Origin of the sequence: Paenibacillus sp. FSL H7-689, assembly GCF_000517905.1 — a bacterium.
GTDB lineage: Bacteria > Bacillota > Bacilli > Paenibacillales > Paenibacillaceae > Paenibacillus > Paenibacillus amylolyticus.
In genome coordinates this window covers 60,442-84,908 of the sequence record NZ_ASPU01000005.1, presented here as the reverse complement: position 1 = coordinate 84,908, position 24,467 = coordinate 60,442, and the positions used below count along the sequence as shown (strand labels likewise).

At 45.9% G+C, this 24,467-nt stretch carries 21 protein-coding genes; 6 read left to right on the top strand and 15 right to left on the bottom strand.

From position 1 onward, the window contains the following. Positions 1 to 321 precede the first annotated feature (321 nt). Positions 322 to 921 carry a TetR/AcrR family transcriptional regulator gene (locus tag C170_RS03095; protein WP_036606199.1) on the top strand — a complete coding sequence of 200 codons (600 nt, stop codon included), beginning with the start codon at positions 322 to 324 and terminating at the stop codon, positions 919 to 921. Positions 922 to 1,169: 248 nt separating this feature from the next. Here C170_RS03095 and C170_RS03090 read toward each other — a convergent pair whose 3' ends face one another. The 6 genes from C170_RS03090 to C170_RS03065 all read right to left on the bottom strand — a co-directional run bounded on the left by C170_RS03090 (position 1,170) and on the right by C170_RS03065 (position 9,451). Continuing rightward, positions 1,170 to 1,934: an SH3 domain-containing protein gene (locus tag C170_RS03090; RefSeq protein WP_036606198.1), complete on the bottom strand. Its 765-nt coding sequence runs from the start codon at positions 1,932 to 1,934 to the stop codon at positions 1,170 to 1,172. Between the two features lie 277 nt (positions 1,935 to 2,211). After that, positions 2,212 to 3,351, bottom strand: a complete 1,140-nt coding sequence (locus tag C170_RS03085) for a toxic anion resistance protein (RefSeq protein WP_017690481.1) — start codon at positions 3,349 to 3,351, stop codon at positions 2,212 to 2,214. A 19-nt stretch (positions 3,352 to 3,370) separates the two neighbouring features. Next, complete coding sequence (locus C170_RS03080) at positions 3,371 to 5,059, bottom strand: vWA domain-containing protein (RefSeq protein ID WP_036606197.1); 1,689 nt, start codon at positions 5,057 to 5,059, stop codon at positions 3,371 to 3,373. A gap of 12 nt (positions 5,060 to 5,071) precedes the next feature. Continuing rightward, entirely contained in the window at positions 5,072 to 5,803 is a 732-nt protein-coding gene (locus C170_RS03075; RefSeq protein ID WP_155985014.1) for a hypothetical protein, read from the bottom strand. Between the two features lie 677 nt (positions 5,804 to 6,480). Then, on the bottom strand, positions 6,481 to 7,047 hold the full coding sequence (locus tag C170_RS03070) for a Uma2 family endonuclease (RefSeq protein ID WP_036606195.1): 567 nt from the start codon (positions 7,045 to 7,047) through the stop codon (positions 6,481 to 6,483). 82 nt (positions 7,048 to 7,129) lie between these two features. Then, the gene (locus tag C170_RS03065; RefSeq protein ID WP_036606194.1) at positions 7,130 to 9,451 is read right to left on the bottom strand and encodes a beta-L-arabinofuranosidase domain-containing protein; all 2,322 of its coding nucleotides are present in this window, start codon (positions 9,449 to 9,451) and stop codon (positions 7,130 to 7,132) included. A 182-nt stretch (positions 9,452 to 9,633) separates the two neighbouring features. Here C170_RS03065 and C170_RS03060 point away from each other — a divergent pair, with 182 nt between their 5' ends. Both C170_RS03060 and C170_RS03055 read left to right on the top strand, forming a co-directional pair. Continuing rightward, positions 9,634 to 10,398, top strand: a complete 765-nt coding sequence (locus C170_RS03060; protein ID WP_155985013.1) for a helix-turn-helix transcriptional regulator — start codon at positions 9,634 to 9,636, stop codon at positions 10,396 to 10,398. Between the two features lie 129 nt (positions 10,399 to 10,527). Further along, positions 10,528 to 11,070 (top strand): GNAT family N-acetyltransferase, encoded by a 543-nt coding sequence (locus C170_RS03055; RefSeq protein WP_036606193.1) that lies wholly within the window; start codon positions 10,528 to 10,530, stop codon positions 11,068 to 11,070. 291 nt (positions 11,071 to 11,361) lie between these two features. On the opposite strand, the gene C170_RS03050 is transcribed toward C170_RS03055, so the two are convergent. Further along, positions 11,362 to 12,405: a 2,3-butanediol dehydrogenase gene (locus C170_RS03050; RefSeq protein ID WP_036606192.1), complete on the bottom strand. Its 1,044-nt coding sequence runs from the start codon at positions 12,403 to 12,405 to the stop codon at positions 11,362 to 11,364. 116 nt (positions 12,406 to 12,521) lie between these two features. Here C170_RS03050 and C170_RS03045 point away from each other — a divergent pair, with 116 nt between their 5' ends. Further along, a complete protein-coding gene (locus C170_RS03045; RefSeq protein ID WP_036606191.1) occupies positions 12,522 to 13,433 on the top strand; it encodes a LysR family transcriptional regulator in 912 nt (303 codons plus the stop codon). Positions 13,434 to 13,547: 114 nt separating this feature from the next. Here the strand turns inward: C170_RS03045 and C170_RS03040 are convergent, their stop codons facing one another. The 5 genes from C170_RS03040 to C170_RS03020 form a co-directional block, all read right to left on the bottom strand. Continuing rightward, entirely contained in the window at positions 13,548 to 15,302 is a 1,755-nt protein-coding gene (locus C170_RS03040; RefSeq protein WP_036606190.1) for a methyl-accepting chemotaxis protein, read from the bottom strand. A gap of 245 nt (positions 15,303 to 15,547) precedes the next feature. Beyond that, the gene (locus tag C170_RS03035) at positions 15,548 to 15,880 is read right to left on the bottom strand and encodes a hypothetical protein (RefSeq protein WP_051446963.1); all 333 of its coding nucleotides are present in this window, start codon (positions 15,878 to 15,880) and stop codon (positions 15,548 to 15,550) included. 202 nt (positions 15,881 to 16,082) lie between these two features. Beyond that, the gene (locus C170_RS03030) at positions 16,083 to 17,435 is read right to left on the bottom strand and encodes an amino acid permease (RefSeq protein WP_036606189.1); all 1,353 of its coding nucleotides are present in this window, start codon (positions 17,433 to 17,435) and stop codon (positions 16,083 to 16,085) included. A 137-nt stretch (positions 17,436 to 17,572) separates the two neighbouring features. Further along, positions 17,573 to 17,854, bottom strand: a complete 282-nt coding sequence (locus C170_RS03025; RefSeq protein WP_036606188.1) for a hypothetical protein — start codon at positions 17,852 to 17,854, stop codon at positions 17,573 to 17,575. A 165-nt stretch (positions 17,855 to 18,019) separates the two neighbouring features. Further along, entirely contained in the window at positions 18,020 to 18,475 is a 456-nt protein-coding gene (locus C170_RS03020; RefSeq protein WP_036606187.1) for a GNAT family N-acetyltransferase, read from the bottom strand. 255 nt (positions 18,476 to 18,730) lie between these two features. Between C170_RS03020 and C170_RS03015 the strand changes: the two genes are divergently transcribed. After that, complete coding sequence (locus C170_RS03015; RefSeq protein WP_036606186.1) at positions 18,731 to 19,306, top strand: GNAT family N-acetyltransferase; 576 nt, start codon at positions 18,731 to 18,733, stop codon at positions 19,304 to 19,306. Beyond that, complete coding sequence (locus C170_RS03010; protein WP_036606185.1) at positions 19,303 to 19,650, top strand: DUF1801 domain-containing protein; 348 nt, start codon at positions 19,303 to 19,305, stop codon at positions 19,648 to 19,650. The genes C170_RS03015 and C170_RS03010 overlap by 4 nt, the downstream gene beginning before the upstream one ends. Before the next feature lie 622 nt (positions 19,651 to 20,272). Here the strand turns inward: C170_RS03010 and C170_RS03005 are convergent. From C170_RS03005 to C170_RS02995, 3 genes are all read right to left on the bottom strand, one after another. Beyond that, on the bottom strand, positions 20,273 to 21,391 hold the full coding sequence (locus C170_RS03005) for an IS110 family transposase (RefSeq protein ID WP_036606184.1): 1,119 nt from the start codon (positions 21,389 to 21,391) through the stop codon (positions 20,273 to 20,275). Positions 21,392 to 21,786: 395 nt separating this feature from the next. Next, complete coding sequence (locus C170_RS03000; protein ID WP_036606183.1) at positions 21,787 to 23,091, bottom strand: hypothetical protein; 1,305 nt, start codon at positions 23,089 to 23,091, stop codon at positions 21,787 to 21,789. 107 nt (positions 23,092 to 23,198) lie between these two features. Continuing rightward, positions 23,199 to 24,377, bottom strand: coding sequence for an alanyl-tRNA editing protein (locus C170_RS02995; protein ID WP_036606182.1), 1,179 nt, complete (start codon positions 24,375 to 24,377; stop codon positions 23,199 to 23,201). Positions 24,378 to 24,467: the final 90 nt, after the last annotated feature.

The window sequence follows — 24,467 nt, the reverse complement described above, 5'->3', positions numbered from 1 at the left end:
TTATCCTTAGTATAATAAGTCATAGCGTTTCACTTCAATCAGTAAAAGCTTGTCCAGTTGTACGTTAAACAACACTACTAAGCCCGAATGTACTTTAATTGATAAAGTGAACTATATAAATTGAACTAAACATTTACACAAAACGGAGAGGACAGAAATAACCTGACGAAGCGTGAGCGTTCGCCTTTATCCCCGGATTTATCATTTTATAAAAGGAATCAAAAAAATCTGGGGATAACAGCGATTGGAAGGTTGTTCTGTCATCGAAGTGGTCAGTGTAAATATTCTTTAGTTCAACTTATATAGCGAGGAGGAAAATAGATGTCTGAAACTCTGAATTCGATGGACCGAAGAATTAAAAAATCAAAAGCTGCACTGAAGGATGCACTCATCCATTTGATGCAAAAACATCCCTTTAAAGAAATATCAATTACGGATATTGTGCAGCGAGCCGACCTGAATCGAGGAACTTTCTACAGGCATTATCAGTACAAAGAAGACCTGTTCAACGAAATTATCGATGATGTGATTCAGGATCTGGTAACTTCTTTCCGCAAACCTTATCAGGATGAGGAAAAGTTCGAAGTCAATCTGATGCCCTCTTCGGCTATCACTATATTTGAGCATGTACACCAACACGCACAATTCTACACACTGGTTGTGAAATCTGAGGCCTCCTCCAACTTCCAGCGTATGATCTGTGATGTCCTTCGGGATCTCGCTTTACAGGATCTGAACCATATCTTCCCTCCGCACATCAACCATGAAATATTGGCAAGCTACCAATCTCATGCGATATTTGGCATGATCATGGAGTGGATCAGACAGGATTTCAAGCACAGCCCCACCTACATGGCCGAGGAGTTGTTCAAGATCATCCATTACAAGCCGGATAACACTTTAAGGCGTCCCCTTGTATAGAAGTCTCCTTCTTAGCCGTTGATCCATATTGCCAAAATAAAAAGAACGGTTGAATCGGCAGGTTACCCTGCGTTCAACCGTAATTTGCGGATGTATCTTCCATATATGTATTTCTCATATCCTAGTGAGTAAATTCAGCAAAGAAGCTGGTGCTCCTCAGGCTCTGGTCCGTCTAGACTGTGTGAATGTAGCAAAATGCTAATATGAATCTCTTGTAAAGTTGGTATATAAAGATTCTAGTCTCCCGTCTACCAAGTGATTACTTTGCCGCTAATCCAACCGTACTTCCCACTACTTGTCCATACTTCGTACCACGTACGACCATCTGATGGATCATAAACGGAACCGCCCCAGTGTTCCAATTGATCTCCTTTGTCCACAACGGCAACAGCAGATCCGTTGATCGAAGGTATATCTCGCATATTTGCATGGGCCACCGATACGGTCACGAACTGCGCTTTAGATGTGGAATACGCATTTCCTTCGTAATAACGACCATCCGATTGCTTCACCACTTTACTGCTCACCCATCCGATGCTTCCATCCGAAATACTTACCTGATACCAGGTACGACCGTCCGAGGGATCAAAATTTTTGCGGTGCAAATATACAGCTTCATCGTCTTGGTATAGGATACCTACTGATCTTGCATTGATACTAGGTGCAACGCGCAGATTTATTTCTGAAGACGTTGGCTTCAGATAATCAATACTTTGTTCTGCTGACGTCTCAGACACAGCGTAGCTTGCTTCTTCCTTAAGCTTCTCTACTGCTATTTCCTGAGCCGTATCTTCTTGAACCTTGTTAACTTCCGTTTGAGCTTCACTCTTCGAGTTAACCGTTAGCTCTACCTGCTCTCCGCCTTGAACTACATCTGACTGTATAACTGGTTTGGTTGTCTCCTGTAATTCTTGGCTCTTCCCTTCTTCCTTAATGGTAATCTCAATCCCGCCACAACCGCTCAATACAATAGACGCTCCCAGCAGTATGGCAAACACCTTCTGACCCTTCATCGTATCCCTCTATTTCTGTATATAGTTAGTCCAACTCCCCGGCTACAAGCCTCTTTAATTTTAATTCAATTGGCTATAATTGTATATGGAGATTCCATCAATAGTTGGATTAAAAGACTAAGCAGCTCCCCATCAGCAATAAGTAGATCAGAATGATTCTGTTCGTCGAAATTCGGTACCCGCGAGCAATGCCATGAATTATACAAAGCTGACATCAAAAAAAGACTCCCGAGGGAGTCTTTTCCGGCAGATTATGTCCTTGGCCTTAATCTGCTCACTACAGCCCCAGCTTTTGCCCTTTCTCCAACCGCTGAATCTGTTGCTCGCCGGTATCCGCAAGTTCACGGAACTGGTTAATCGTCTCACGCATTCTTGGCAGAGCTTCCTGCTTATAAAGACTGATCGAATCGAGCGCCGACAGCACATCGGTGAACGCCTGTTTCATCGTATCCACGGAGATGCTGGCTTCATACGCCTGCTTCTGAATGGCAATCCCCTGATCCTTCAGCATTTTGGAAGTACCTGCGATCAGATCGTTGGTTGTCTGGTTCAGCAACTCAATTTTCTGCAATACAATCTTCTGATTATACAAAGCACTCGCTACTGTAACGGCAATTTTCAATGCCGAAATCGTTACATTCTTCGCACGGTCTACGCCTCGGATCAGTTCCTTATTATTGCGGATGACTACTTCAATCGCCATGATACCCTGCTGGTTCACGACTAGCATCTGCTGCAGATCCATCACCCGCTGACGGAGCGGGAACAGCACTTCTTCGGTAATAAACCGGACTTTTTCAGGGTCCTCATTCCGAACCTTGGCCGCTTCAATCTGCGCATCGATGGACTCATCCATAAGCACACCAAGCTGGATTTCCTTTTGCAGTCGCTTGGTGAGTTCTCGCAGGTTCTGTTGTTCGATCTCCAGCGTTGTATTATCATTACGCAGGGTGGATCTGCCTTTATCCAAAGAGGTTACGATGTCAGCGATGACTGCGTCAGCCTTCTGGTATTTCAGGAAATAGGCGCGAAGCGGATTGAACAATTTCCCAAGGAAACCGGTCTTGGCAAAGTCGACCACGCTTGGGTCGAGATCCTTCAGTTGCATATGCAACTCGGTCAAACCTTTGGCGACCTGACCGCCCTCGTCTCCCGTCTTGGACAGATGTCCAACGGAGACTTGAAGCAAGGCGTTTTTCTCAGAAGAGGATCTCATCGTGTTCATGCCAAAGCCGTCAATGGATTGCAGAATCTCTTTGCGTTTCTCCAGGGACTCGAGATCCAGTGTCATGATCATCTCTACGTTGGCATTTGCCACTTGTTGAAGCTCCGCGACCTCGGCGGGCACGGGTTTCACCTCTTCCTCAATCACCTTCTGAATTTCCTTCTGGCTCGGTATTTCCATTGAAAATGACATCTACAGTTCCCCCTTTAGATTACATCTGTACGTTAAACAGGTTTCCAATCTTGTACACGACATCGTCGGTATCGGCATTGATGCTTGCTGCTTCGTTAATGCTGGAGATGCTCTCCAAAGCCTTGATGTCCGCGTTGTATCCAATCGTATAGATTGGCACTTTGTACGTCTCGACCAGATCCCGGATATCCTTGAGGGTATGACCTTCGTTGGTCTCGCCATCACTTAGGACAAAGATCAGCGGCTTCACGTTTGGATCAGCAGCCATATAATCTTCCAGCATCTTCATCGCCACCACGATCCCGTCAAAGGTCGCCGTACCACCGCCAGCTTGCAGACTATCAACTGTTCCGACAAACATGGACTGCTGGTTCGTATCATACTTGGCAATCGGCAGATTCACGGTTACCCCGCTGGAGTAAGAGACCAGGCCAATACTGTTGTCTGTGCCCAGATACTTCTGACCTTTGCGCAGGGATTCCTTCAGTCGGTTAAGCGGTTCGCCGTCCATGCTTCCGGACACGTCTGTCACGAACACGGCGGCAATGGGTTTGCTGCCGTTCTTCTTCTCTTTCCATACTTTCTGTGCGGACAGCAACGTGCCGCCATCCACGGTAACCAGTTCGGATTTGTAATCCTGTAGCCCGTTGAAACCGAACTCCTCCGCCGATTGTTGGTACTTCGCCTGGGTTACGAATTCCGCAAACTTTTGGACGATCTCCTGTTTGTTCTGCGGCAGTTGACCGAGTGCATACAGCGGACTGTCATGTCTCACGCCAAATGGTGTAAAGACGTAACCACTCTTCAGATCAGCGGTATTCACATACGTCTGGTATTCGAGTACAAAGGCATCCAGTCTGCCGGACTTGGCAGCCTCCCTCATCTGAATCGTTGTCGACGCTGTAAACGGTACATTCGTCTGGAATTTTTCGAACCCTTCAATAGCCTTCTCGCCAAGCGGGTTGGCGCTGTCATACGTATTCAGTGCGGTCACCAGGAAATTCAGTCCTGTGGAGCTGGCAAATGGATCGGTATATCCCATCGCGAGTTCATTGTTGGCAATCGCTTCGGTTACGGTTTTTACATTAACGGAGCCGTACGTATCAACCAGTGCATCGTATTTCGCTTTGGAGATGACAATACCCGGAACATTCCCTACCAATCGCTCGGACACCATCTCGGTCTTCACCCCACTGGCTTCAACCATTTCGCCCCACAATTCGTTAGAAGGGGTGAATGCATCCGGCATATACTTACCAGACTTGATATAATCGGTGGCCGTACCGGAGGCAATGTTGCGGATTTTGACCGATACTTGTTTCCCGCCAACGGTGATATTCGCTTTGTTGAACTCCTCGCCCACTTCGGTTAACCAGCCGTCTACCCCGCTGCCCGACTTCTCTGGGGAAGAGAAGATTTCGACGTAATCATTTGTTGTATTCTCTACGGCAATTGCAAATTTGGAGATATCCGGCAGTGATTCTGCCACATCGACCGGGTCGAGATCAATCTGTCCTTTGACCGGTTCCGCCGTCGCTGGCGCAATGTCCGCGTACAGTTTTCCCAGTTCCTTACCTGCATTCTCTGTGCTCACCTGTGTAGTCGACTTGCCAAAGTTCGACGTCAGTGTAATCCCTGCATAGACCAGACCAAATACGAGCACCAGCATTACAATCGATATGAAAAAAAACTTTCCCTTCTTGGCCATACTCGCAACCCCTCACTGTCTGTATAATTTGGTATGCTTGATTAACTGATCAATCTCCTGCATACAAGGCATCTGTTCAATATCTCCGGCTTCAAAGCTGTCGAGACGTGAAATCTCGAGTAACAACTGATCGAGCTTGAGCAAAATCTCCTCATTGGTGTGTAATGCATTTTTCACATAAGACAGATAATCGTTGTATACTTTGGTTTTTTCCTGAAAAAGCTTCTGGGGAAGTGTTGAGGATTTGGATTTCATCATGTTGGCATAGTCAGCTTCATCGAATACGTTCAACCGGTTCAGCACACTGCGGATGTTCAGGTATAACAGCTTCTCTACTTCAAGTGTGACCGAAGCGAATTTCTTGTAGCTCAGTTCCCCTGGATCAAAACGCTGATGAAGCACATTCAGAAGTGTTTCTTTTTTCTTTTTCATTCGGCTAAGTTGGGACAGCCCCAGCGTAATATCTTCTTCGAGGACTTTAATGCGTCTATAAAAAGATAGTGCTTCCACATAATCTTCATGCGTTTCAATATGCTTCACGGGCAGCACTACCGGTTGTCTGAACAGCAGGGCATAACTCCCATATAGGAGTGCCATTGCACTACCGAACAGAAGGGTAACGGATAGCGCAGTTGTGAATGCACCCTCCTCGAAATTCAGCCCGATAAAGCCGGGTGAGAATGCGAGAACATTCACAGCCACAATACCGAGGATTAATCCCAACAATTTTATGTACTTGATCATGTTCAATCATCCGACCTCCTTTCATGTTATATATTGGTGCTTCATGTCGTAATTTTCCTGTTCAACTTATTCTTATTGTACATGATGTTAACGCTCTCAGGTGGATATGATTGAATATTTGGATACTCATAATATACGTGGTTTGGGCTTATCCCATTTCATATTTTCAGGGACAACGTGGAACTTGGCAGGAAATTTTGTGGTCAATCCATAAAAAGTGAGCTTTACGAGACAGCAGATTGTGGAGAAGAAATGTTATCAGGTAATACGTGGAAAATAGCTATGCGTGTCATTTTTTATATAAGACTTGTCTAAAAAAGGAGCAAAGCAAAAAGGACGAATCGGAGATCATCCGCTTTCGTCCCTTTTACGTTGGTTCATTATTTTTCGTGTTCTTATTAAAATTTTGATGCCGTGTTCTACATCTAACGAACTGAGGTGACGTTATTAGGTACATTCCAGCTCTTCTGAAAATGTAACGAACCTGAGACACGTTATGTTCCCGTTTTAGGCGAAAAGACGTTGTTTATCGCTTATTTCGAATGAAATAGCATCGCTGAGATTCGTTACATTTTCCACCACATCAATATTGCCCATATAAGACGTGTACGGTTCGTTAGAATAAAAAAGTGGCCGCCTTATTGCTTCGTCTGTAGCAGACAGATTGACGCTTCGCACTACCTGAACTTGAACAGCGAATCCAACGGAATTACCAATTCAGGATATATAACCGATTGAATCGTTTCCTGCTCTGTATACAGATGACGGGTCTGGTAGCTGCCATCCTCCAGCGTGTACACATGGACGGTTTGATTCCCGGGGTCAACAATCCAGTATTCGTTCACACCATATTTCTGATACAAGTTAAATTTTTCGTTAAAATCCTTTAACGCAGTCGAAGGCGATAACACCTCGATAATTAAAGAAGGTGCACCGTGACAGCCACTTTTGGATATCTGGTCTTTGGAGCACACTACCGATAAATCAGGCTGTACAACTTGATCTGGTAGGTCGTATTGTTCATTTTCGCTAAAATACACATCAAAAGGGGCAACAAACACGAAACATTTCCGATTCTGAAAAAAAGTCCGCAAAGAGAAGTGCAGCTCACCCACAATAAACTGGTGCGATGAAGTAGGTACTGGCGAGATATTAAAAGCTCTGCCGTTAATTAATTCCCATGATCCTTCCCATGTTAACCAATCCTGAAAGCTATAAGTACCTTTATTGTCGGGTTTTGCCACACTTCGATCCTCCTCTTCCAACTAACCGTATTTTTGTTTTCATTATAACATTGTGTTTGCGCCTTTTCACACCATGCCTCTTTCACGAAAAGATGGATTCCGGTTTGCTTCGCGTGGTGCGCACCTCTACAACTTTCCCGGCACATCCATTGTCGCCCTTCGCCTGGAACATTACCTTAACGCTGTCTTTACCTGATGTTACGGCCTCAGGAATATCGTAGGTCACATAGAACACTTCGCCAATCTTGTTCATATGAATTCGCTGCTCACCGATGAGTGTTCCATCCACGGTAATGGCGAATTGTCTGTCATATAACGTACCTTCCCGTTTAAACGCGGAATGATCTCCACCCCAATAGGCCACACATAGATAATTGGTTGCTTTACGATCCACTGCCAGTTGGTAACTGAAGTAAGCCCCACTGACGCCAAAAGCTTCTCGCCACATATGCAACTTCTTACGGCCATCTGTGGTTGAACCGTTGTGGTGCTCCCCACGGCAGTTGCTATCCAGTTGATGTCCAATCTCATCCTGCTGACCGTCAGCCTGAACCCTGTCGATCGTGATATCGTTCAACTCTTTCTCCAGCGCATCCCCTTCATCGTTAAACGGCCAGTACACGGTATAAAATTCGTGATGCACATCATAGAACGGAATGAGCTTCACGGCTTCGCCTGTGGAAGTAACATCTTTGCTAAGTTCAAATGTTAACGTATCTGCATCTACAACCTTGATCCACTCTCGTACATCCTCTTGCTCCGTCCAGATCACAGGTACAGGTGCAGTCTTGGGATTCAGCGCTGTTTCGTCTACGATCGTATCCTCGGGAAGGCCCTCGTTTCCTAGTGCACCAGCGAGTACTATTGGGCCGTACAGGAATGCCACTTTGTGGGAATCATCCCGGGCAGTGTACTGGCGGAGTGACATCGGCAGTGTGATGGTGATGACATCGCCCGTTGTCCATGTGCGCTCGATGGAAAGATAGCCGGGTTCCATCCGTGTATACGGATGTTCCGTATCCCCGTTAACTGTTGCCGTCATTGGCTCTTGCAGCCATGAGGGCACACGTAATCTTAGATGAGCCGAGGCGTTGCCTCCGGTGATCGTCAGGGTTACCTTTTCCGAATAAGGAAAGTCGGGTTCAAGCTTCAGAGATAACCCTTGTGACGCCCAATCCAGTTGGGAAGCGATATACAGGTTGACGTACAGGTCCTGTTCATCCTCAAAATAAATCGCCTCGGCATATTTGCCCGGGTTCTCCATACCTGATCCTGTGCAGCACCACCAGGCGGTGTCATGAGTTCCATAGATTTTGTAGTGGCCTTGCAGCGTTGATGCAAAATACGTTTTGTTCCCCGTATCCGGGTCCTGCGTGCCGAGGATGTGATTATAGATGGCGTTTTCATAATAGTCCATGTAGGCGCTATCGTGATTCCAGGCGAAGAGTTGCTTCGTTAGATGTAACATGTTGTGAGTACAACAGCTCTCTCCTGTTTTGATGCCAAGACTCTCCATACCCTTTGCTTCGTAATGCTCCGAAATACTCGTCGCACCAAATACATAAGAACGATGATGCACCGTGGTGTCCCAGAAAAATTCTGCCGCTGTCCGATAACTCTCATGAGTATGGTCCTGATTGTAGATTTCGGCTGCACCGATCACTTTGGGAATCTGCGTATTGGCGTGTTTGCCTTGAAGATCGTCCTGCTTGTGCTCCAAGGGTCTCAGGATCAATTGATGGGTGAACTTATTAGCGATCTCAAGATATAAGGCTTTACCGGTAATCCCATACAAGTGTGCGAATACTTCATTCATGCCCCCGTGTTCACTTTGAAGCATCGTCTGCATCTGTTCTTCTGTCATCGGGAGCAATCCTTCGACCGCCCAGTCTGCAAATCGAGTAACCACCTCAAGTGCCTGTCCGTTGCCAGTCAGTTTATAGGCGTCAATCAGGCCGCGATAGATTTTGTGCACACTGTACCAGGGAACCCAGTATTCACCGATATTGAATCCACCGATATTCTCTGCTCGAAAAGCCATGTGGAAAGGTTCTTCGGACAAACCACCGATATATCCGCTTCCCGTGGTCTGCTGGATTCTCGCCAGTTCGGTGACCGCATAATCCAGTCTTTCTTTTAACGTGATATTCCCGGTTGCCTGATACGTCACAGCCAGGGCAGACAGATAATGTCCGAGGGAATGTCCGCTGATGGTACGTGCCTCCCAACCCGCGTAGCGCTCTTTTCGGGCAGGTAAACCATGCGCTTCGAAGCATGGAGCCAGGAATCGATCAATATCCAGCGATAACAGGTAACGCTCCCCCACCTCTTGTGATGTTTGAAACACACCATTTAACAGATCTACATGTTCCGGTCCCAGAAATCCTTTTTTTGTATCAATCATGACACTCACTCCTTCTCGGGATGTAATAGATGTCCATTCATTCTTAAGGGGTAAAATCCGTTTTATTAGCTACAAGACTAATACTCATCAATCTACTGTAGAGCTTGAATATCCTCATATTATCAAATAAAATACAATTACATCAGACTCATAATCCAAGAAAAGGTGGATAAATCCGTCCTATGCAAAAGCCACTGGAACATTACCTGTGCGGCAAGTTCATATCCGAAGGCAACTGGAGCCATATGAGACGCAGCATGCCTGTGCATGAGATCATTTTGATGCTGGAAGGTGAGATGTACATCGCGGAAGAAGAGGAACAATATGTCGTTCGTGCCAACGATCTGTTGTTTCTGCGCGCCGGTCGCACCCATTACGGCTACCAGATTAGCGACACACCCGTCAGTTTCTACTGGGTTCACTATGATGCCGTGCAGGCAGAATTCAACCAGTTTAGGACACATGCCACCATTCAGGTACCTTCCATGGCCAATCAGTTATTCAAGCAGTTGCTGCATGTGTCATCCTTCTCACCAGAAGAAGCCGACGCTGCTTTGTTACTGTTGTTCAAGGAGCTGGAGCGCAATATAGAGGCGGATTATCGCCCGCACAATGCAATTGTGGACCATATCTGCAAGTGGGTCGATATTCATCTGCATACAAACATCACAGTGAGTCAGATTGCGGAAAATTTTAATTTTAACAAAGACTATATCTCCAAAATGGTGAAACGTGAGAAAGGTACTGGACTCAAAACCTATATCCTCACAGAACGAATTCGCCGGGCGAAACAGTTGCTGCTCAACACCAATGCTAGTGTAAAAGAAATCGCCGGACAGTGCGGCTTCTCCGACTACAAGCTATTCCTGCGCATGTTCAAGCAATACGAAGGCAATACGCCAACCGAATATCGCAATCATCTGTATTCCACACAGCTCAATCGCTGATGCGCTACGATCTATAGAAATGACTGAGTTACCTATAGAAAATTTGAATGAATCGGATTGAATCCGTTATGGTAAAATGCAAGAAAACTATATTCCATACTTAACCCATAAGAGAAGAGGAATTATAAGATGACAACGGCTGCCGTTACGATTCACCCTGCCACAGAAGCAGACCATCCAGAGATTGTAGATATCCTTGTTGCAAGTTATGCCGAGTATCGGGAGACTTTTGAGCAAAATGAACGCTGGGAGGCCTACCTCAAAGATATTCGAGAGTCTGTGGTTAATCCGTACCTGACACAATTATGGATCGCGAAGATTGATGATCAGATCGTTGGTACAGTCCAATTATTCGAAACAGCGCGCAAGGCTTATCCAAACTTTGAATTGCCGATCGATTATCCGTTTATTCGGCTGTTGGGTGTTGATCCAAAATGGAGAGGTCACGGGATTGCCAGGGTATTGCTCCAGCAATGCGTAGATTCTGCCAAAGAAATGGGCAAAAATACGGTGTATTTATATACGGGCGGTCAGATGGTCAATGCCATCCGTTTATATGAGCGTTTTGGATTTACAGAGGATGAGGAGTTCAGCTCCGAGAGTGGCGGGGGCAAGGCAATATGTTACCGTTATGATTCCTTGTGTTGGCTAACACCAACACGGGATCAGTGAACAGAGAATGAAATGTAAAAAAGACCGATCATCTTCATGAACGGTCTTTTACGTTTATAAATATCAATTATATAAGTTGCACTAATCATTTACACGATAACGGAGAGGACAGAAAAAACCTGAAAAAGCGAAGCGTTCGCCTTTATCCCCGGATTTCCCCTTGAGAAAAGGGAATTGAAAAAATCTGGGGATAACAGCGATTGGAAGGTTATTCTGTCATCGTAGTGTCAGTGTAAACAATCTTTAGTTCAACTTATATAGCATTTGAAATGATACATCGCTATTGATTTTTTAGCCGCCAATCTCTACCAAAATCTTCGCATGGCTCTTGTCGCTCATTAACAGCTCAAGCCCTTCCTGCACGATGTCGTCCAGTTTGATTTTCTTGGTGATGACCTGTTTCACATCGAGCGACCCTTCAGCAATTAATGAAATCACTTCAGGGAAAATGTGGCGATATGCCAGCGTTGCCGTTAGATTCGCTTCTTTGACCAGAAGATCGAAGAAGTTCACTTGAAGCGGATTTGGAATCGCTGCGATGACAACAACTTCTCCGCCTTTTTTGACAACCGCAATGGCGCTATCCATCGTTGGTTGTACACCTGCTGCTTCATAAGCTACATCAATGCCGCCCGATTGTTGCAGGATCACCTCTGTTGCATTGACTTTGGCACTGTTCACCGGAATCGCTCCCAGCTTGGCTGCCAGGTCCAGACGTTCCTCAAATACATCGACTGCATAGATTTCAGAGGCTCCTGCTGCTTTGGCAGACAGAATGGTCAATAATCCAATTGGACCTGCTCCATATACGGCTACTTTGTTCCCCACTTTCAGCTTGCTGTGACGAACCGCGTGAAAGGCTACGGCTGTAGGCTCTACAAGCGCACCTTCTTCGAAAGTTACGTTATCCGGGATGGGATGAACCATGTATGCTTCAACAACAACATACTCTGCAAAACCACCATCACCATTCAGTCCAACGAATCCAAATTGAGTACACTGGTTGTAACGCCCCTGGATACAGTAGTCACATTTTCCACAATGGTACAACGGCTCAACCACAACTCGATCCCCTACACTGACACCGCTTACATTACTCCCCAATTCACTTACGGTTCCTGCAAATTCATGACCTAATGTCAACGGTGCTTTCTGTCCTGAGAGCGGATGATTCTCGCCTTCTTGAATTCCCACACCATGATGATAGGCATGCAAGTCACTGCCGCAGATCCCTGCATATTCCACTTTGATTTTGACCTGACCCGCTTGAGCGACCGGAACTTTCCGTTCTTCTACACGAACGTCTTTATGGGCATACCATACTGCTGCTTTCATGAAGTTCATCCCCTTTGTATGATTGTCTATATATTATATCGCTGTTCATGTATTATTCATATTTATAGATACTAATGTTAACATTAGTTGTATTAATGCTAAACGGAGATGAAATCATGAATCTGGAACAGCTCGAATATGTCGTTGAAATTGCGAAAACGAAATCATTCTCAGCCGCCTCGGAGCATCTACATGTCACACAATCGGCGATCAGCCAATCGGTTCATCGTCTGGAGAAAGAATTGGGTATCATCCTGTTCGAACGCTCGCGGCAGGGAACTCATCCCACTCCCGAAGGCAAACAATTCATTGCCAAGGCACTGGATATTTTACAGCGGATTGATGAATTGAAATCCCTGAACGCAGAAGCCTCCTCTCTTAGCGGAGAGCTTCATGTGGCTACTTTTCCAAGTGTTATGCCCTATCTTGTCCAGTCTGCTGCGGATATGAAGCGTGAGCACCCGCAACTTAATATCTCCATTGAAGAGAAAGGGTCCATGGAAATTATTGAAGATATTCGCAACAACAAAACCCATCTGGGCTTTATCGCGATCTATGCCAAACAATTGCGGGAATTCGATGGACTTCACTTCAGTCCCATGTATTCGGGCAAGCTGGTAGTTGGTACTCATCACCTGTCTGAACTTGCCAAGCACAGCCGTGTTACACCGGATCAATTAAAAGAACACAAGCTGGCACTCTATCGAGATGGTTTCATCGAAGACTTCATCAAGGAATTCACTTATGATCATGGACCTCTGTCCATTCTGTTCAAAACAAATAATTCAGAAGCGATCAACATGGTGTTAAGAAACGATATTGCCGCCACGATTGGTCACGACTTTTCCTTTCACCAAAATCCCTTATGGAAAGAAGGTCTGGTGAAGATGGTAGAGATCGCTGGAATCGATCAACCGAAAATGCAGATTGGCTTCGTGCAGACGGAGTCCAAGGAGTCCGCCGTAGCTGCAGAACGATTCGCCCAACGCTTCAGACAGGCGATAGAGCTGGATCATTTAAAAGTTTAAATCTAAAAAAGTGCTCCACCCTTTGAAGGAAGTTTGGGATGAACACCAACTTCTCCAAAAGCGGAACACTTTTCTGACTATCTCTTGCGTTACTATTACTACACCTTACTCAAACTATACTTTAACTTTTCGTACGGCTTCACTCATCTCGTTCGTCTGCTGCTCCAACATTGTGGAGGTCTGCGCCACCCTGTTGAACATGGCCGACTGTTCACGCATTAAGCGATAGATTTCATCCGAATGATCCGACACCCCGGCTGAGATCTGCGAGATCGTATTGACGGAGGCTGCAGCCTCTTCCGATCCTGCCGAGATTTCCTCTGCCGCAGCGGAGACTTCCTGAATGCGACGGGTCACCAGTTGGAACGCATCAACTACATGGGCGAAAGCTTGCTCCGCTTCTGCGGTAATCGTAACACCTTGTCCAATCTCGGTTGCAGTAACCCCCATCTGTGAGCCAATCTGTTGTGATTCTTGTTGAATACGGACCAGCAAGTCGGAGATCCGTTCCATGGATGTGCTTGAGGCCTCAGCAAGCTTCCGAACTTCATCCGCCACAACCGCAAAACCTTTGCCGTGTTCTCCTGCATGTGCTGCCTCTATGGATGCATTAAGCGCAAGTAGCTTCGTCTGACTCGCAAAGTCACGAACCGTGTGCAGGGCACCACCAATTTCCTGGGAGTAGTTGTTCAGCACCTGAACCATCGCTACAACTTCACTTGAGACATTTGAGATACTCTCCATCTGTGTTTTCATCAGTGTCATGCTCTGTTTACCGGACTCCGCCGTAGAAAGCGCACTTGATGCCGCATCCGACACAACCATCGAGGATTCGGATATATCCGTTATGCCTTTTGCGATCTCTTCCATCGCATGCGCGCTATCGCTTGCACCCTGCTTCTGCGTATGTGCACCCTGCCTAATCTGTTCGACAGATTGATCAACCGTCTTGCCCATCTCAAGCATCTCTTCGGTACTGCGATTAAATTCCTTCGTTGATTCTGATAAAATATCTGTGGTTACTGCTACGCCTTCAACCATGTTACTCACAATCTTATTCAAGTTCCCGGACATATGTATCATCGCTTGATATGTTGTTCCAATCTCATCTTGGCTGCGCAAACGATACGACGTCAGAATTCGGTTCGCTTCTGCAAGCTCACCCTGTGCCATTTTTTCCACACTCGCCTTCAGCGGTTGAAGTGGCCGCAGTCCTCTTACGATAAACCACGTGACAACAGCAATGCCTATAAGTGTAATCAGTAGCAATAAGGCATAGAAGGGAATACTCGATTTCATTATATCTGACTCAATGCTTCCGATCACCGATACTGCCGTATCGATCCCAATTACACCTGTTACAGCACCGTTACTATCCAGCATGGGAGCGTAAGAGGAAATATAGTCGCCGTACTCCTCATTGTTAATAATCGAAGAACTGGCTGTTTGCCCCTGCAACAGCTTTTGAACAGCCTCCTGAGGGACATCCGTTACTTCATTAATCGGTGAGGCTTTATCTGCATCCTTCATACCGTCCACCATAATAAGTGGCGTACCTTTGTCATCTATTTTGACGAAATACACATACATTGCACCAATGCTTACGCGAAAGTCATCCAGTTCATCACGAATCTTCAAGAATTCGTCATTCTCCTTGGGGTCCTTGGCAAACTCGGCATAAGATGCTGTATCCAGCTGATTCACATAACTCTGAGCAATCTGGATGTTGTAACTCGAAATGGCCTCCTGCGCAGCTAGTTTCATATTGGCCACCTGTAACAGCATGCTTCCAACGGCTATAATCGTAATGACCAGTGTGACTACTGCAACAATGCGCACAACCAAACGTTTTCTAAAAAAACCAATCATCCGCTCCTCTTCCTCTCCCGTGAACCCAAGCCTTTTTGACTAGGCGCTACCCAAAAAACGCATGCTTGAAGCACTATGTATGGGAAAATAGTAAACGAATATGTCGAATTAGGCAAGAAAATATTGGGTTAACATAAAAACGCTATCATGGCCGTGGTAGCTTTGTTCATTGGAACAAAAAAACTCCAATGCAAGCATTAGAGTATGTTCAAAGATTGATAATTATTTTTATTCTGTAACTTGAGTTACCATTCTAACTCTTCAATCAAGTTAAATATCATTTTTTTATCAAAATCATCCATTGATTTAAAAATAGCTATTTCATCTGTTTTTTTGTCCAATTTGATGAGTGTAGCTATGGCTAAATCTCCAACTTTATAATAACCTATTAACTTATCTGATGCTCCTCTTCTGGATGTAAGTTCCTCCAGCTTTTCATTTATAGCAGTTGACGCCAATTTTTCTTTGCCTATATAAGTCATTACATGATACAAAACTATTGGATTTGCTTCATTTAATAAAAGTTGCAACTCATCAATCGAACATTGTCCTTCTTCAATTTTCTTTATTAAATTCATATTTCTACCCTCCATTAAATTTTATTTCTGAGACTGCCGGTTTATTTATCTAGTTTGTATTACCCCTAATTTGTCCCAGTTATAACAAAAACAGAGGTTCTAGTTCCAAAATAAAACCATTACCTTACTGAATACAAAAAACACCCCGCCGCAAGCGCCGAGATGTCATGTTGTTCTACATTTGCATACTATCCAACCATTACTAAACTGTTCGTCCATTCGTCTTCCTGAATCGAATCAGGGACCAGATAATCAGCAACGCGAGCACGGCAATACAGATGCTAATGCTGAACCGATTCCCTTCATCAAACACAAACATCACCGCAATCACACTAAGACATAGTACAACGACTCCGGTTATGTAAGGGAATCCCCAAACTTTGAAGGTCGGTTGAACCGGATATCTCTTCCGTAGTTTCAGCTGTGATGAAGCAATACAGATCCACACAAGGATTACAACAAACCCCGGAACTGCGAGCAATACGCGGAACAGTTGATCCTGCGCGAACAGGCCTAGCAAGGAACCTCCGAGCAAAACTACTGAGCACACCAGAAGTGTGTTAACAGGGCTTCCGTTGCGATTCGTCTGTGACAATGCCTTTGGAGCTTCACCGCCTACTGCCATGGAGTGCATCATCCGGGATGCACCATAGATCCCTGAATTCGCAGCAGACAGAACCGCCGTCACCAAAATAAAGTTCATTATGTGTGCTGCTCCCGGCAGTCCCGTGGATGCAAGCACCTGTACAAATGGACTGCTCTCCGGCCCGATCTCATTCCATGGGATAAGACCACAAATGATGAGAATCGGCAAGGTGAAGAACAGAATAATTCTGAGCATGAAATTGCCCACGATTTTGGGCATGACTTTTTCTGCATTTTCCGTCTCGGTCAGGGTCAGACCAATCAGCTCCGATCCCCCATAAGAGAACATGACCACAAGCAGTGCCGAGAAAATCGAAGACCATCCGTTCGGGAAGAAGCCGCCTGCTTGCGTATAATTTTGCAGATAAGGGGTGTTGTCACTTGGGATAATGCCAAAGATCAATCCTGCACCCAGGAAGATAAAAATAATGATCATGGCAATTTTGATCCCGGCCAGCCAAAACTCAAATTCCCCGAACACACCTACACTTAACAGATTAACCAGTATAATGAACGCCGCACATGCCAGACTCAGCATCCACAGCGGTACTTCACTGAACCAATACTGCAAAAAGCTCCCGGCGGCAATCACCTCAATGACACACACCGATAACCATAGAAAACAGTACATCCATCCCATAACAAAGGATACTCTGCTACCAAATGCCTCCTGCACGAAGTCTTTCATATTTTTGTTCTTGTACACCGTAGCCATCTCCGCCATCGCGGCCATAACAACCAGCAGCAATAATCCGGCAAAAATGTACGTGACAATAACGCCCGGACCTGCGAGTCCAATCGTCTCTGCACTGCCTTTAAAAATTCCCGTTCCAATGACACCACCCATAGCCATAAAACTGATGTGTCTTGGTTTAAGCTTCTTCTGTAGTGTTCCTTCTGTCTGAGCCAATTCAAGTCCTCCTGATGTAAAAAACGTCTGTAATGCTGTCTTGTTTCATAGACATAATGTCCAGTATACCCTATTGTCCATCAATCAGCCCAGAAGTTCCTCATGGCCAATTCATCCCAAACATATATGGACATAACCTATGTTTTATACCCCACAATGGCACGAAGCAATCTGTGTACAATCCAGGTTAGCAAAATGTACCCTGCCCCATAGATGAACCAAGCGCCTATGTTACTACCCCATGTTGAAAGATCACTCGCGATATACAACAAAGGCAGCATAAAAGATATAACCAGCGCTACCCAGAGTCTAAACCAATTGGCAAAATAACTGCATACTCCAAGCATCACAGCAATGATGGGACATAACACCAAGACAGCAAACAGCGGATTCATATGATCGAACCACCAGTAAATCATGTACGACTCCCTCCACATTCTTCGTCACAAGGCCACGTTGTTTTAATGCGTATTATTGAGTTTATTCTACTCTTTTTCCATCTCTTAAAATGTACGATATGTTGCAAAATTAAAAAACCAGCGTCCTGTAAAAAAACAGAATACTGGTTTGTCATGTGAATTCATTTAGATTTTTTTCGTCATAAACGTGCTGTTCGGGTCCAATACATAATCTGCGAATGGTTCGCAATATTCAAATCCGAAATCTTCGTACATCTTCCTTGCCGGGATAAATGAATCCATTGAACCCGTCTCCAGACTGATTCGCTTATAACCACGGTCTGTGGCAACCTCCATAATATGTGCCAAAATTTTTCTCGCTACGCCTTTTCTCAGATGAGCCGAAGCGGTACGCATCGACTTCAACTCTGCATGCTCTGGATCAAGTTCTTTGATAGCCCCGCAGCCGAGCAAGTCGTCCCCTTCCCAAGCACACCAGAAAGTAATTTCGGGCTCCTTGAGTCCGTCCAGATTCAACGCATGAATACTTTCTGGAGGCGAATCTGCCGCCATCCCTTGCAAGTGCTCCGCAATTAAAGCCTTAACTTGGACTCCACTCAAATCATCCACTTTGATCTCCATAACATACCACTCCCGCCGACATTTTTATTGGTTTTATCACTGAATGTATATCAATCATTTTATCTTACTACCGTGTTAGGTTTTATGACAAGAGGTTACTTATATCCACTGAAATACGCTATTGTGATTCACCTATAATTTCCAGTATGATGAGGCTATCATATGCCAAAGGGACGAGGTCTATTGCGAAATATACTTAGAGTTAAACGTGGAACTAAGGTGAAGCAAGCTTAACTTAATTTAAAGGAGAACCCTATGACACTCACTACGGATAACCTGTTTTATAGCAAACGATTAAAGATGACGCCACCACGCTCTGAAGACGTGCAGACCATGTTGCAATGGAACGAAGACCCGGAGTACCTTCGGAATGTGGATACTGACCTGGCCATTCCCTATTCGGAGAAACAGTTGGAGGATGAGGGCGAAACGAAGAACAAGGAAGTTTATTTCAGACTTCGCACGCATGAAGAAGATACGCTGATTGGTTTTGTCGTCATTCATGGCATTGAATGGAACAACCGCTGCGGACAGCTTGCCATTGGCATTGGACTTGCCAAACATCGTAACAAGGGATATGGTACGGAAGCGTTGAATCTTATTTTACGATATGCATTCCATGAAATGAATCTGGACCGGGTTGGCCTCGACGTCATCGCCTACAATGCCAAAGCAATCCGTTCCTATGAAAAGGTTGGTTTTCAGTTGGAAGGTCGTGCACGCTCAGCTGTATATCGTGATGGTAAGCGTTACGACCGCTTGATGATGGGAATCCTAAGACCAGAATGGGAAACACACAATCAGATCCATACGGAGGGTGAACAAGCATGACCAAGAATGAAGAAGTCACCGAGTTTATTGAACAGATTCAGATCCCCTGGCAAGTACAAGTCGCTGAACAATTGCGCCAGTTGGTGCATGATACCATCCCTGACGTACAAGAACGCGTCCAATACAAGAAACCTCATTTTTTGAAAAACGGAAAGTACGCTGCGGTCATCTCGCCTTCCAAACAAGCCATGTCTTTCACCATCTTCAATGCAACCGGACTCGATCTACCTGATGGGATATTTGAAGGCCCGGAAGAGCGCAAAACGATCAAACTCAAGGAAAAAGATACGCCGGACTATGAATGGTTGGCTGGTTTGTTAAAGCAAGCATCTGCGGAATTGTAGAGAGATGTAGTGAAGAGCACATACGCCGAAGTAGTAACTTAGGTAGTAATGTGCGAAACGTATGGTGTGGGCCGTAATGTGCGGGTGGTATGTATGGGGTGAGTTTAGGGTTAGGTTTGTGGCAAGCGCTAACGAATCGGACACACCTTATATCGCAGTTTTAAAAACATATGAAATTCTAACGAATCTCAGCAGTCTTATTACAGACCTAACCTCCGATTTTCTTCGAAAAACCATGACAATTGGAGAAATAGAGTTGCTATGATTCGTTAGAATTCTATACTGCTGCAAATTCACCCAATAAGACGTGCTAGGTTCGTTGCTATGAACGTTTTTGTCAAGTCCATCACAAAAAGCTGCTTTTCCCCGAAGCCCTAAGCGCGGGAGTCCATATGCGAGCGACGGTTGGCACGCTGCTATCCGTGGGTTGGTTACCACATGGTATGCCTTCGTCAAGGAGAGCTTTTACAAGCTAGCCACGCACGTTCAGCCCATTAAAAGCCTAGTGCAAACGAACCTCGTACATTCTCTCCTGAACCTTCCATGAACTCCCGGGCCTAAGGCTCCGGAGTTTTCCCCTTTTTCCTTTTAAACCATCCGTCTCTTCAAGATGAATAACAGATTACTGAGCGTTCGGTAGCTCCAACGTTCGGGCGATCGCCCAAATGAACCCGGTCAGCTCCCTGGCCACCGCGGTGACCGCGACATTTTTGTGTTTGTTTAATCCATAAACTAAACGGCGGAATTTTCGGTGCAGCCGTTCCTGGGCTTTCCATGAAATGAGCTGTATGTCCGCAGGCAGACCTTCCAAACGGCGGGCCAAGTCCCCTTTAATCGCAGGCCGATGGCGGTAACTCCATGCCGATTCAATCAAGGTGCGACGCAATCGTCCATTTCCCGCTTTGGTGAGCGAGCCTCGTTGGGTACGGACTCCAGACGAATGCTCACGCGGAACCAGGCCCAAGTAAGCCATGAGCTGAGCAGGGGAACGGAAACGGGCAAAGGAACCGATCTCCGCAGCAAGCGTGACGGCCGTGAGAAATCCAATGCCACGCAGAGACTGTAAAATCTGAATCAAATCGGCTTTGGAACTGGTCGCTGCCTCTTCAATCAAGGCTTTTTCCAGTCGACCGATGCGTTGCTCGATCTCGTCCATGGCATGAAGGTACTCTGTAAACGCAATCTGCATAGGCGCATTCGGGAAGGTCAGTTGTCCAAGCCATACGCGATATTTTTTCGTCCAGCGACGTTTGATTTGTTCAGGCGGATGGATCTGGTGACCCAATAAAAATTTGAGCACGCGTTGACGAGCCCGGTGAGCATCTTCTTTTGCCGATTCGCGTGCCCGAACCAATTCACGAAGCGCCTCATCTTCACGTGCTGGAACGTAAATCGGCGTAAGCTCGCCTGCACGGAACAGACGTGCCAGTTGCTCGGCATCCCGTCGATCGGTTTTCACGTGATCGCCGGAGCGTTTGGGGATGAGCGAAGGGGCAATGACGACACAATGGGCCCCCATGGATTCGATCCAGCGGTAGGTTTCGTATCCTGTAGGACCGGCCTCATAACAAAACGAGAGGGAGCTTGCCGGACCCAACTCTTTGATGAGTTTGCGTAAGGCAGCAGGCGCATGAGCAATGGTACCGTAATACCGCGGCTTGTCTTTACCCTCGTCAGCAATAGCGACAGAAATTTTTTCTTTGGATACATCTAAACCAATGAATTTTGTGGTAGACTTCATAGGGATAGCTCTCCTTTGCTGTGTAGCTCTGAAATGGTGGTCTTCTTACTGTCCATTTTAACCTACGATGTGCAGCAATATGGAGGGCTATTTTTTGCGGTTACGTTCATCATAGCTAGACTGTGTGAGTACGACAAGCGGCCTCTGCACGTAGAAAAAACAACCCATTCTTACTCTGGCGGCTAAATAAATAGCATAAACGACTGGCTGTAGCAAAAATATCTCACATCCATCCTGCGCAGGGCAAAGGGGCATCCCATGAAGTTCCAAGAACTTCGGGATGCCACTTTGTTATAGTCTGTCTACTACTGTCATTCCAACCTTAACAGCGGTGTAATCTTATAATAAGATGACTGCTTATAATTGCTTATAATGTTTTGTACTAGCTTCCACCATCAAGATTGCTGGTACGATACGGCGGTCATCTGACACGGCTCACATATGAACATGTAATACATACCCTCACCATATTTCTCAACCTCGCCCCAGTCCAGTTGTGCGACAGCCTTCATTCTCGTGGAACAGCGTGGACATGTTGGGTACTCCGCATCTTGAACCCATCCCGGATGGCCGCCGACCTGAGATAACGATGGCTCCATCGCCCACTCACTGGCATGGAATGCATGACGCGATGCATTTGCAATCCGAAACTGCTGGCCAACATCCGGTGCAAGTTTACCATAGTCGTCCAGGTCAATCTCGTCCATTCCCGCAGGCACGACATTATGTGAACTCCATAACGGTTCTCCTGCTACGTCCAGCTCCATGTAAACCACACCGTAACTGCTGCATATCACGCAAGTCTGTATCTGAAGTTGCTGAGCATGCCAAGAAACGTCATTCAATGCTGGATGCTTAACATCCAGACTAATTAAGGTGGTTAACGCATTGCCACACCATGGACAGCAATTGGTGCTAGGGTTCAGCATCGATAGTGAACTTCCGGTTAACTCCACGTTAGGTCCTTCATTCTCTTTTACTTTATAGAGTGAATAACTTGGGGTGATGAATAATTCCCTGCGCTGCCCGTCTTTTGTAAGCTCCCAACCAGCTTCAGTGGTGTAATGCTCAGGTGCCACGTATAATTCGTTCGCCCAAGATGGAGGAGATTGTCTCCACTGCCGGAACTGCCGCACGACAACATCATCTCCGATATGGGCCAGCATGAGCAATATGTGGTTCCGATTCTCATCATCGGTATCCACCTGCTGCAAGAGATGATCACGAGCCTCACCCGAGGCACTTTTATACAAAATGGCAGGATAATATATCTCCTGTTCCAGCAGCTCAGGAATTTCGGCAGTCAACGATATATCATGGTAGCAGACCAGATATACCAGAATGTCTTTGCCCGTATCTTCATCACCTGTACAAATCCGTTGCATCGCGTAATCCTTCATCTGATCTTGTTGCTCTACAGACAAAGATAGATATACCTGTTCCTCGGATTGTTCATAGGGAGTATAACGAATTAGTGGATCGCGAACCTGAGGTTTGTGCATGATTTTCAAAATTTCGACTGGGTCTGTGATACCTGCATACAAGTTCACGTCACGTCGATTCGCTTCAATGTATCTCTGACGCTCCTCGCGTTCCATCTCCTGCTTGCAAGGCATGCAATAACCACCCGTTTTCAACGCTGTTGCTGGTAAAATGGTATTTGCACACCCTTCCCGTATACACGGAATTCGTTCTGTCATATTCCAACCTCCTTCAACTATTGGCAATGGAAAACACGCCACAATGTGACGTGCTTGTCCCTTACTCCATATTTAAATGCCTGCGTGTCTCTAAAGGAAAATGCGAATCAGTGATGTCCCAATTGGTCCTTGGTGAATTCATAAAAGGCAAGCGCATCTTCACTGCTGGCAAAGCCTGCCTGAGCTATCTTTTCACTGCCGCCACCTTTGCCTTGATAGGCTCCAAGATTACCTTTGAAGAAAGGTCCACAAGCCCATTCAGGCGGCTGTCCGTTCTGTGCCAGAACCACTTTGGCCTCTGAGATACTGGCAAAGAGTACAAGCCCCTCATGGTCTGCCGTCAGCTTGGTGGCCAGGCTCTGCATATCCTTGAGCGATTTGTCTTCAAAGACCTGAGCAATCACTAGCCCTTGCCGAGCGGCCAGAAGTTCATCCGCATAGTAAGCATCATTCGTTGTTTTCACTGCATTCAGCTCGGTTTGCAGCTGTTTTTGCTCCAGCTCCATTTTCTCAATGCGCTCCAATAATTCGTCCTTGCTGGTCTTTAATTTAACCATGATGCTGTTGAGCACGTTTTGTGTAGCTGTGAATTCATTCAGGGCTCTTGTTCCACATTTGAAATAAATGCGGGTGCCGCCCTTCACTTTTTCGGTTTTCAACAGTTTGATGATCCCGATCTCACCTGTCGCCGACACATGCGTTCCTCCGCAGGCGTTATACTCCACACCCTCGATCTCAACGATGCGAATGTCTTCCGTTACCGTAGGTTGCTTCACCAGTGGTAACTGTGCAGCCTCTTCTGCTGTAACCCAAGACGTGTTGATCCGAGCGTTACGATAGATCTGCCGATTCACTTCTTGTTCAATGGCAGTCAATTGATTCGCTCCCAGTTCAGCCGCAGCCACATCAATCGTGTCATACTCCGTTCCAAGATGGAAGCTGAGCGTCATCGCTTCAGTCAGCTTCAGAGTGATTGCCGATAACAAATGCTGACCCGTATGCTGCTGCATATGATCGAATCTTCGCTCCCAGTCAATCTCACAATGTACTTCAGTCTCTTCAGGGACGCGTTCCAGCTTATGCCATACTTCACCATCTTCGCTGTTCACATCCAGAACAGCGATTCCGCCAATTTGCCCCAGATCACAAGGTTGTCCGCCCCCATGCGGGTAAAAAGCAGTCTCCGCCAGCGTGACATATACGCCGTCTTCCTTGTCCACTCTACCTGTAATCGTTGTATGCCACTCTCTGGTGTAAGCAGAGTCATAATAGATTTTTTTCGTCATTGAATTATCCCGATCCCTTCTCGTTCAAATGGGTTTTTACCGATCTGCACCTAACCTCCAGATTACACTATCTGGAACTGCGAATCCAAT

Coding starts and splice junctions, on each gene's coding strand:
- C170_RS03040 (WP_036606190.1), bottom strand. CDS start 15,302: ATGATTGGTTTTTTTAGAAAACGTTTGGTTGTGCGCATTGTTGCAGTA.
- C170_RS03055 (WP_036606193.1), top strand. CDS start 10,528: ATGACAACGGCTGCCGTTACGATTCACCCTGCCACAGAAGCAGACCAT.
- C170_RS03035 (WP_051446963.1), bottom strand. CDS start 15,880: ATGAATTTAATAAAGAAAATTGAAGAAGGACAATGTTCGATTGATGAG.
- C170_RS03015 (WP_036606186.1), top strand. CDS start 18,731: ATGACACTCACTACGGATAACCTGTTTTATAGCAAACGATTAAAGATG.
- C170_RS03090 (WP_036606198.1), bottom strand. CDS start 1,934: ATGAAGGGTCAGAAGGTGTTTGCCATACTGCTGGGAGCGTCTATTGTA.
- C170_RS03020 (WP_036606187.1), bottom strand. CDS start 18,475: ATGGAGATCAAAGTGGATGATTTGAGTGGAGTCCAAGTTAAGGCTTTA.
- C170_RS03075 (WP_155985014.1), bottom strand. CDS start 5,803: ATGATCAAGTACATAAAATTGTTGGGATTAATCCTCGGTATTGTGGCT.
- C170_RS03085 (WP_017690481.1), bottom strand. CDS start 3,351: ATGTCATTTTCAATGGAAATACCGAGCCAGAAGGAAATTCAGAAGGTG.
- C170_RS03025 (WP_036606188.1), bottom strand. CDS start 17,854: ATGATTTACTGGTGGTTCGATCATATGAATCCGCTGTTTGCTGTCTTG.
- C170_RS03045 (WP_036606191.1), top strand. CDS start 12,522: ATGAATCTGGAACAGCTCGAATATGTCGTTGAAATTGCGAAAACGAAA.
- C170_RS03000 (WP_036606183.1), bottom strand. CDS start 23,091: ATGACAGAACGAATTCCGTGTATACGGGAAGGGTGTGCAAATACCATT.
- C170_RS03010 (WP_036606185.1), top strand. CDS start 19,303: ATGACCAAGAATGAAGAAGTCACCGAGTTTATTGAACAGATTCAGATC.
- C170_RS03060 (WP_155985013.1), top strand. CDS start 9,634: ATGCAAAAGCCACTGGAACATTACCTGTGCGGCAAGTTCATATCCGAA.
- C170_RS03065 (WP_036606194.1), bottom strand. CDS start 9,451: ATGATTGATACAAAAAAAGGATTTCTGGGACCGGAACATGTAGATCTG.
- C170_RS03095 (WP_036606199.1), top strand. CDS start 322: ATGTCTGAAACTCTGAATTCGATGGACCGAAGAATTAAAAAATCAAAA.
- C170_RS03005 (WP_036606184.1), bottom strand. CDS start 21,391: ATGAAGTCTACCACAAAATTCATTGGTTTAGATGTATCCAAAGAAAAA.
- C170_RS03080 (WP_036606197.1), bottom strand. CDS start 5,059: ATGGCCAAGAAGGGAAAGTTTTTTTTCATATCGATTGTAATGCTGGTG.
- C170_RS03050 (WP_036606192.1), bottom strand. CDS start 12,405: ATGAAAGCAGCAGTATGGTATGCCCATAAAGACGTTCGTGTAGAAGAA.
- C170_RS02995 (WP_036606182.1), bottom strand. CDS start 24,377: ATGACGAAAAAAATCTATTATGACTCTGCTTACACCAGAGAGTGGCAT.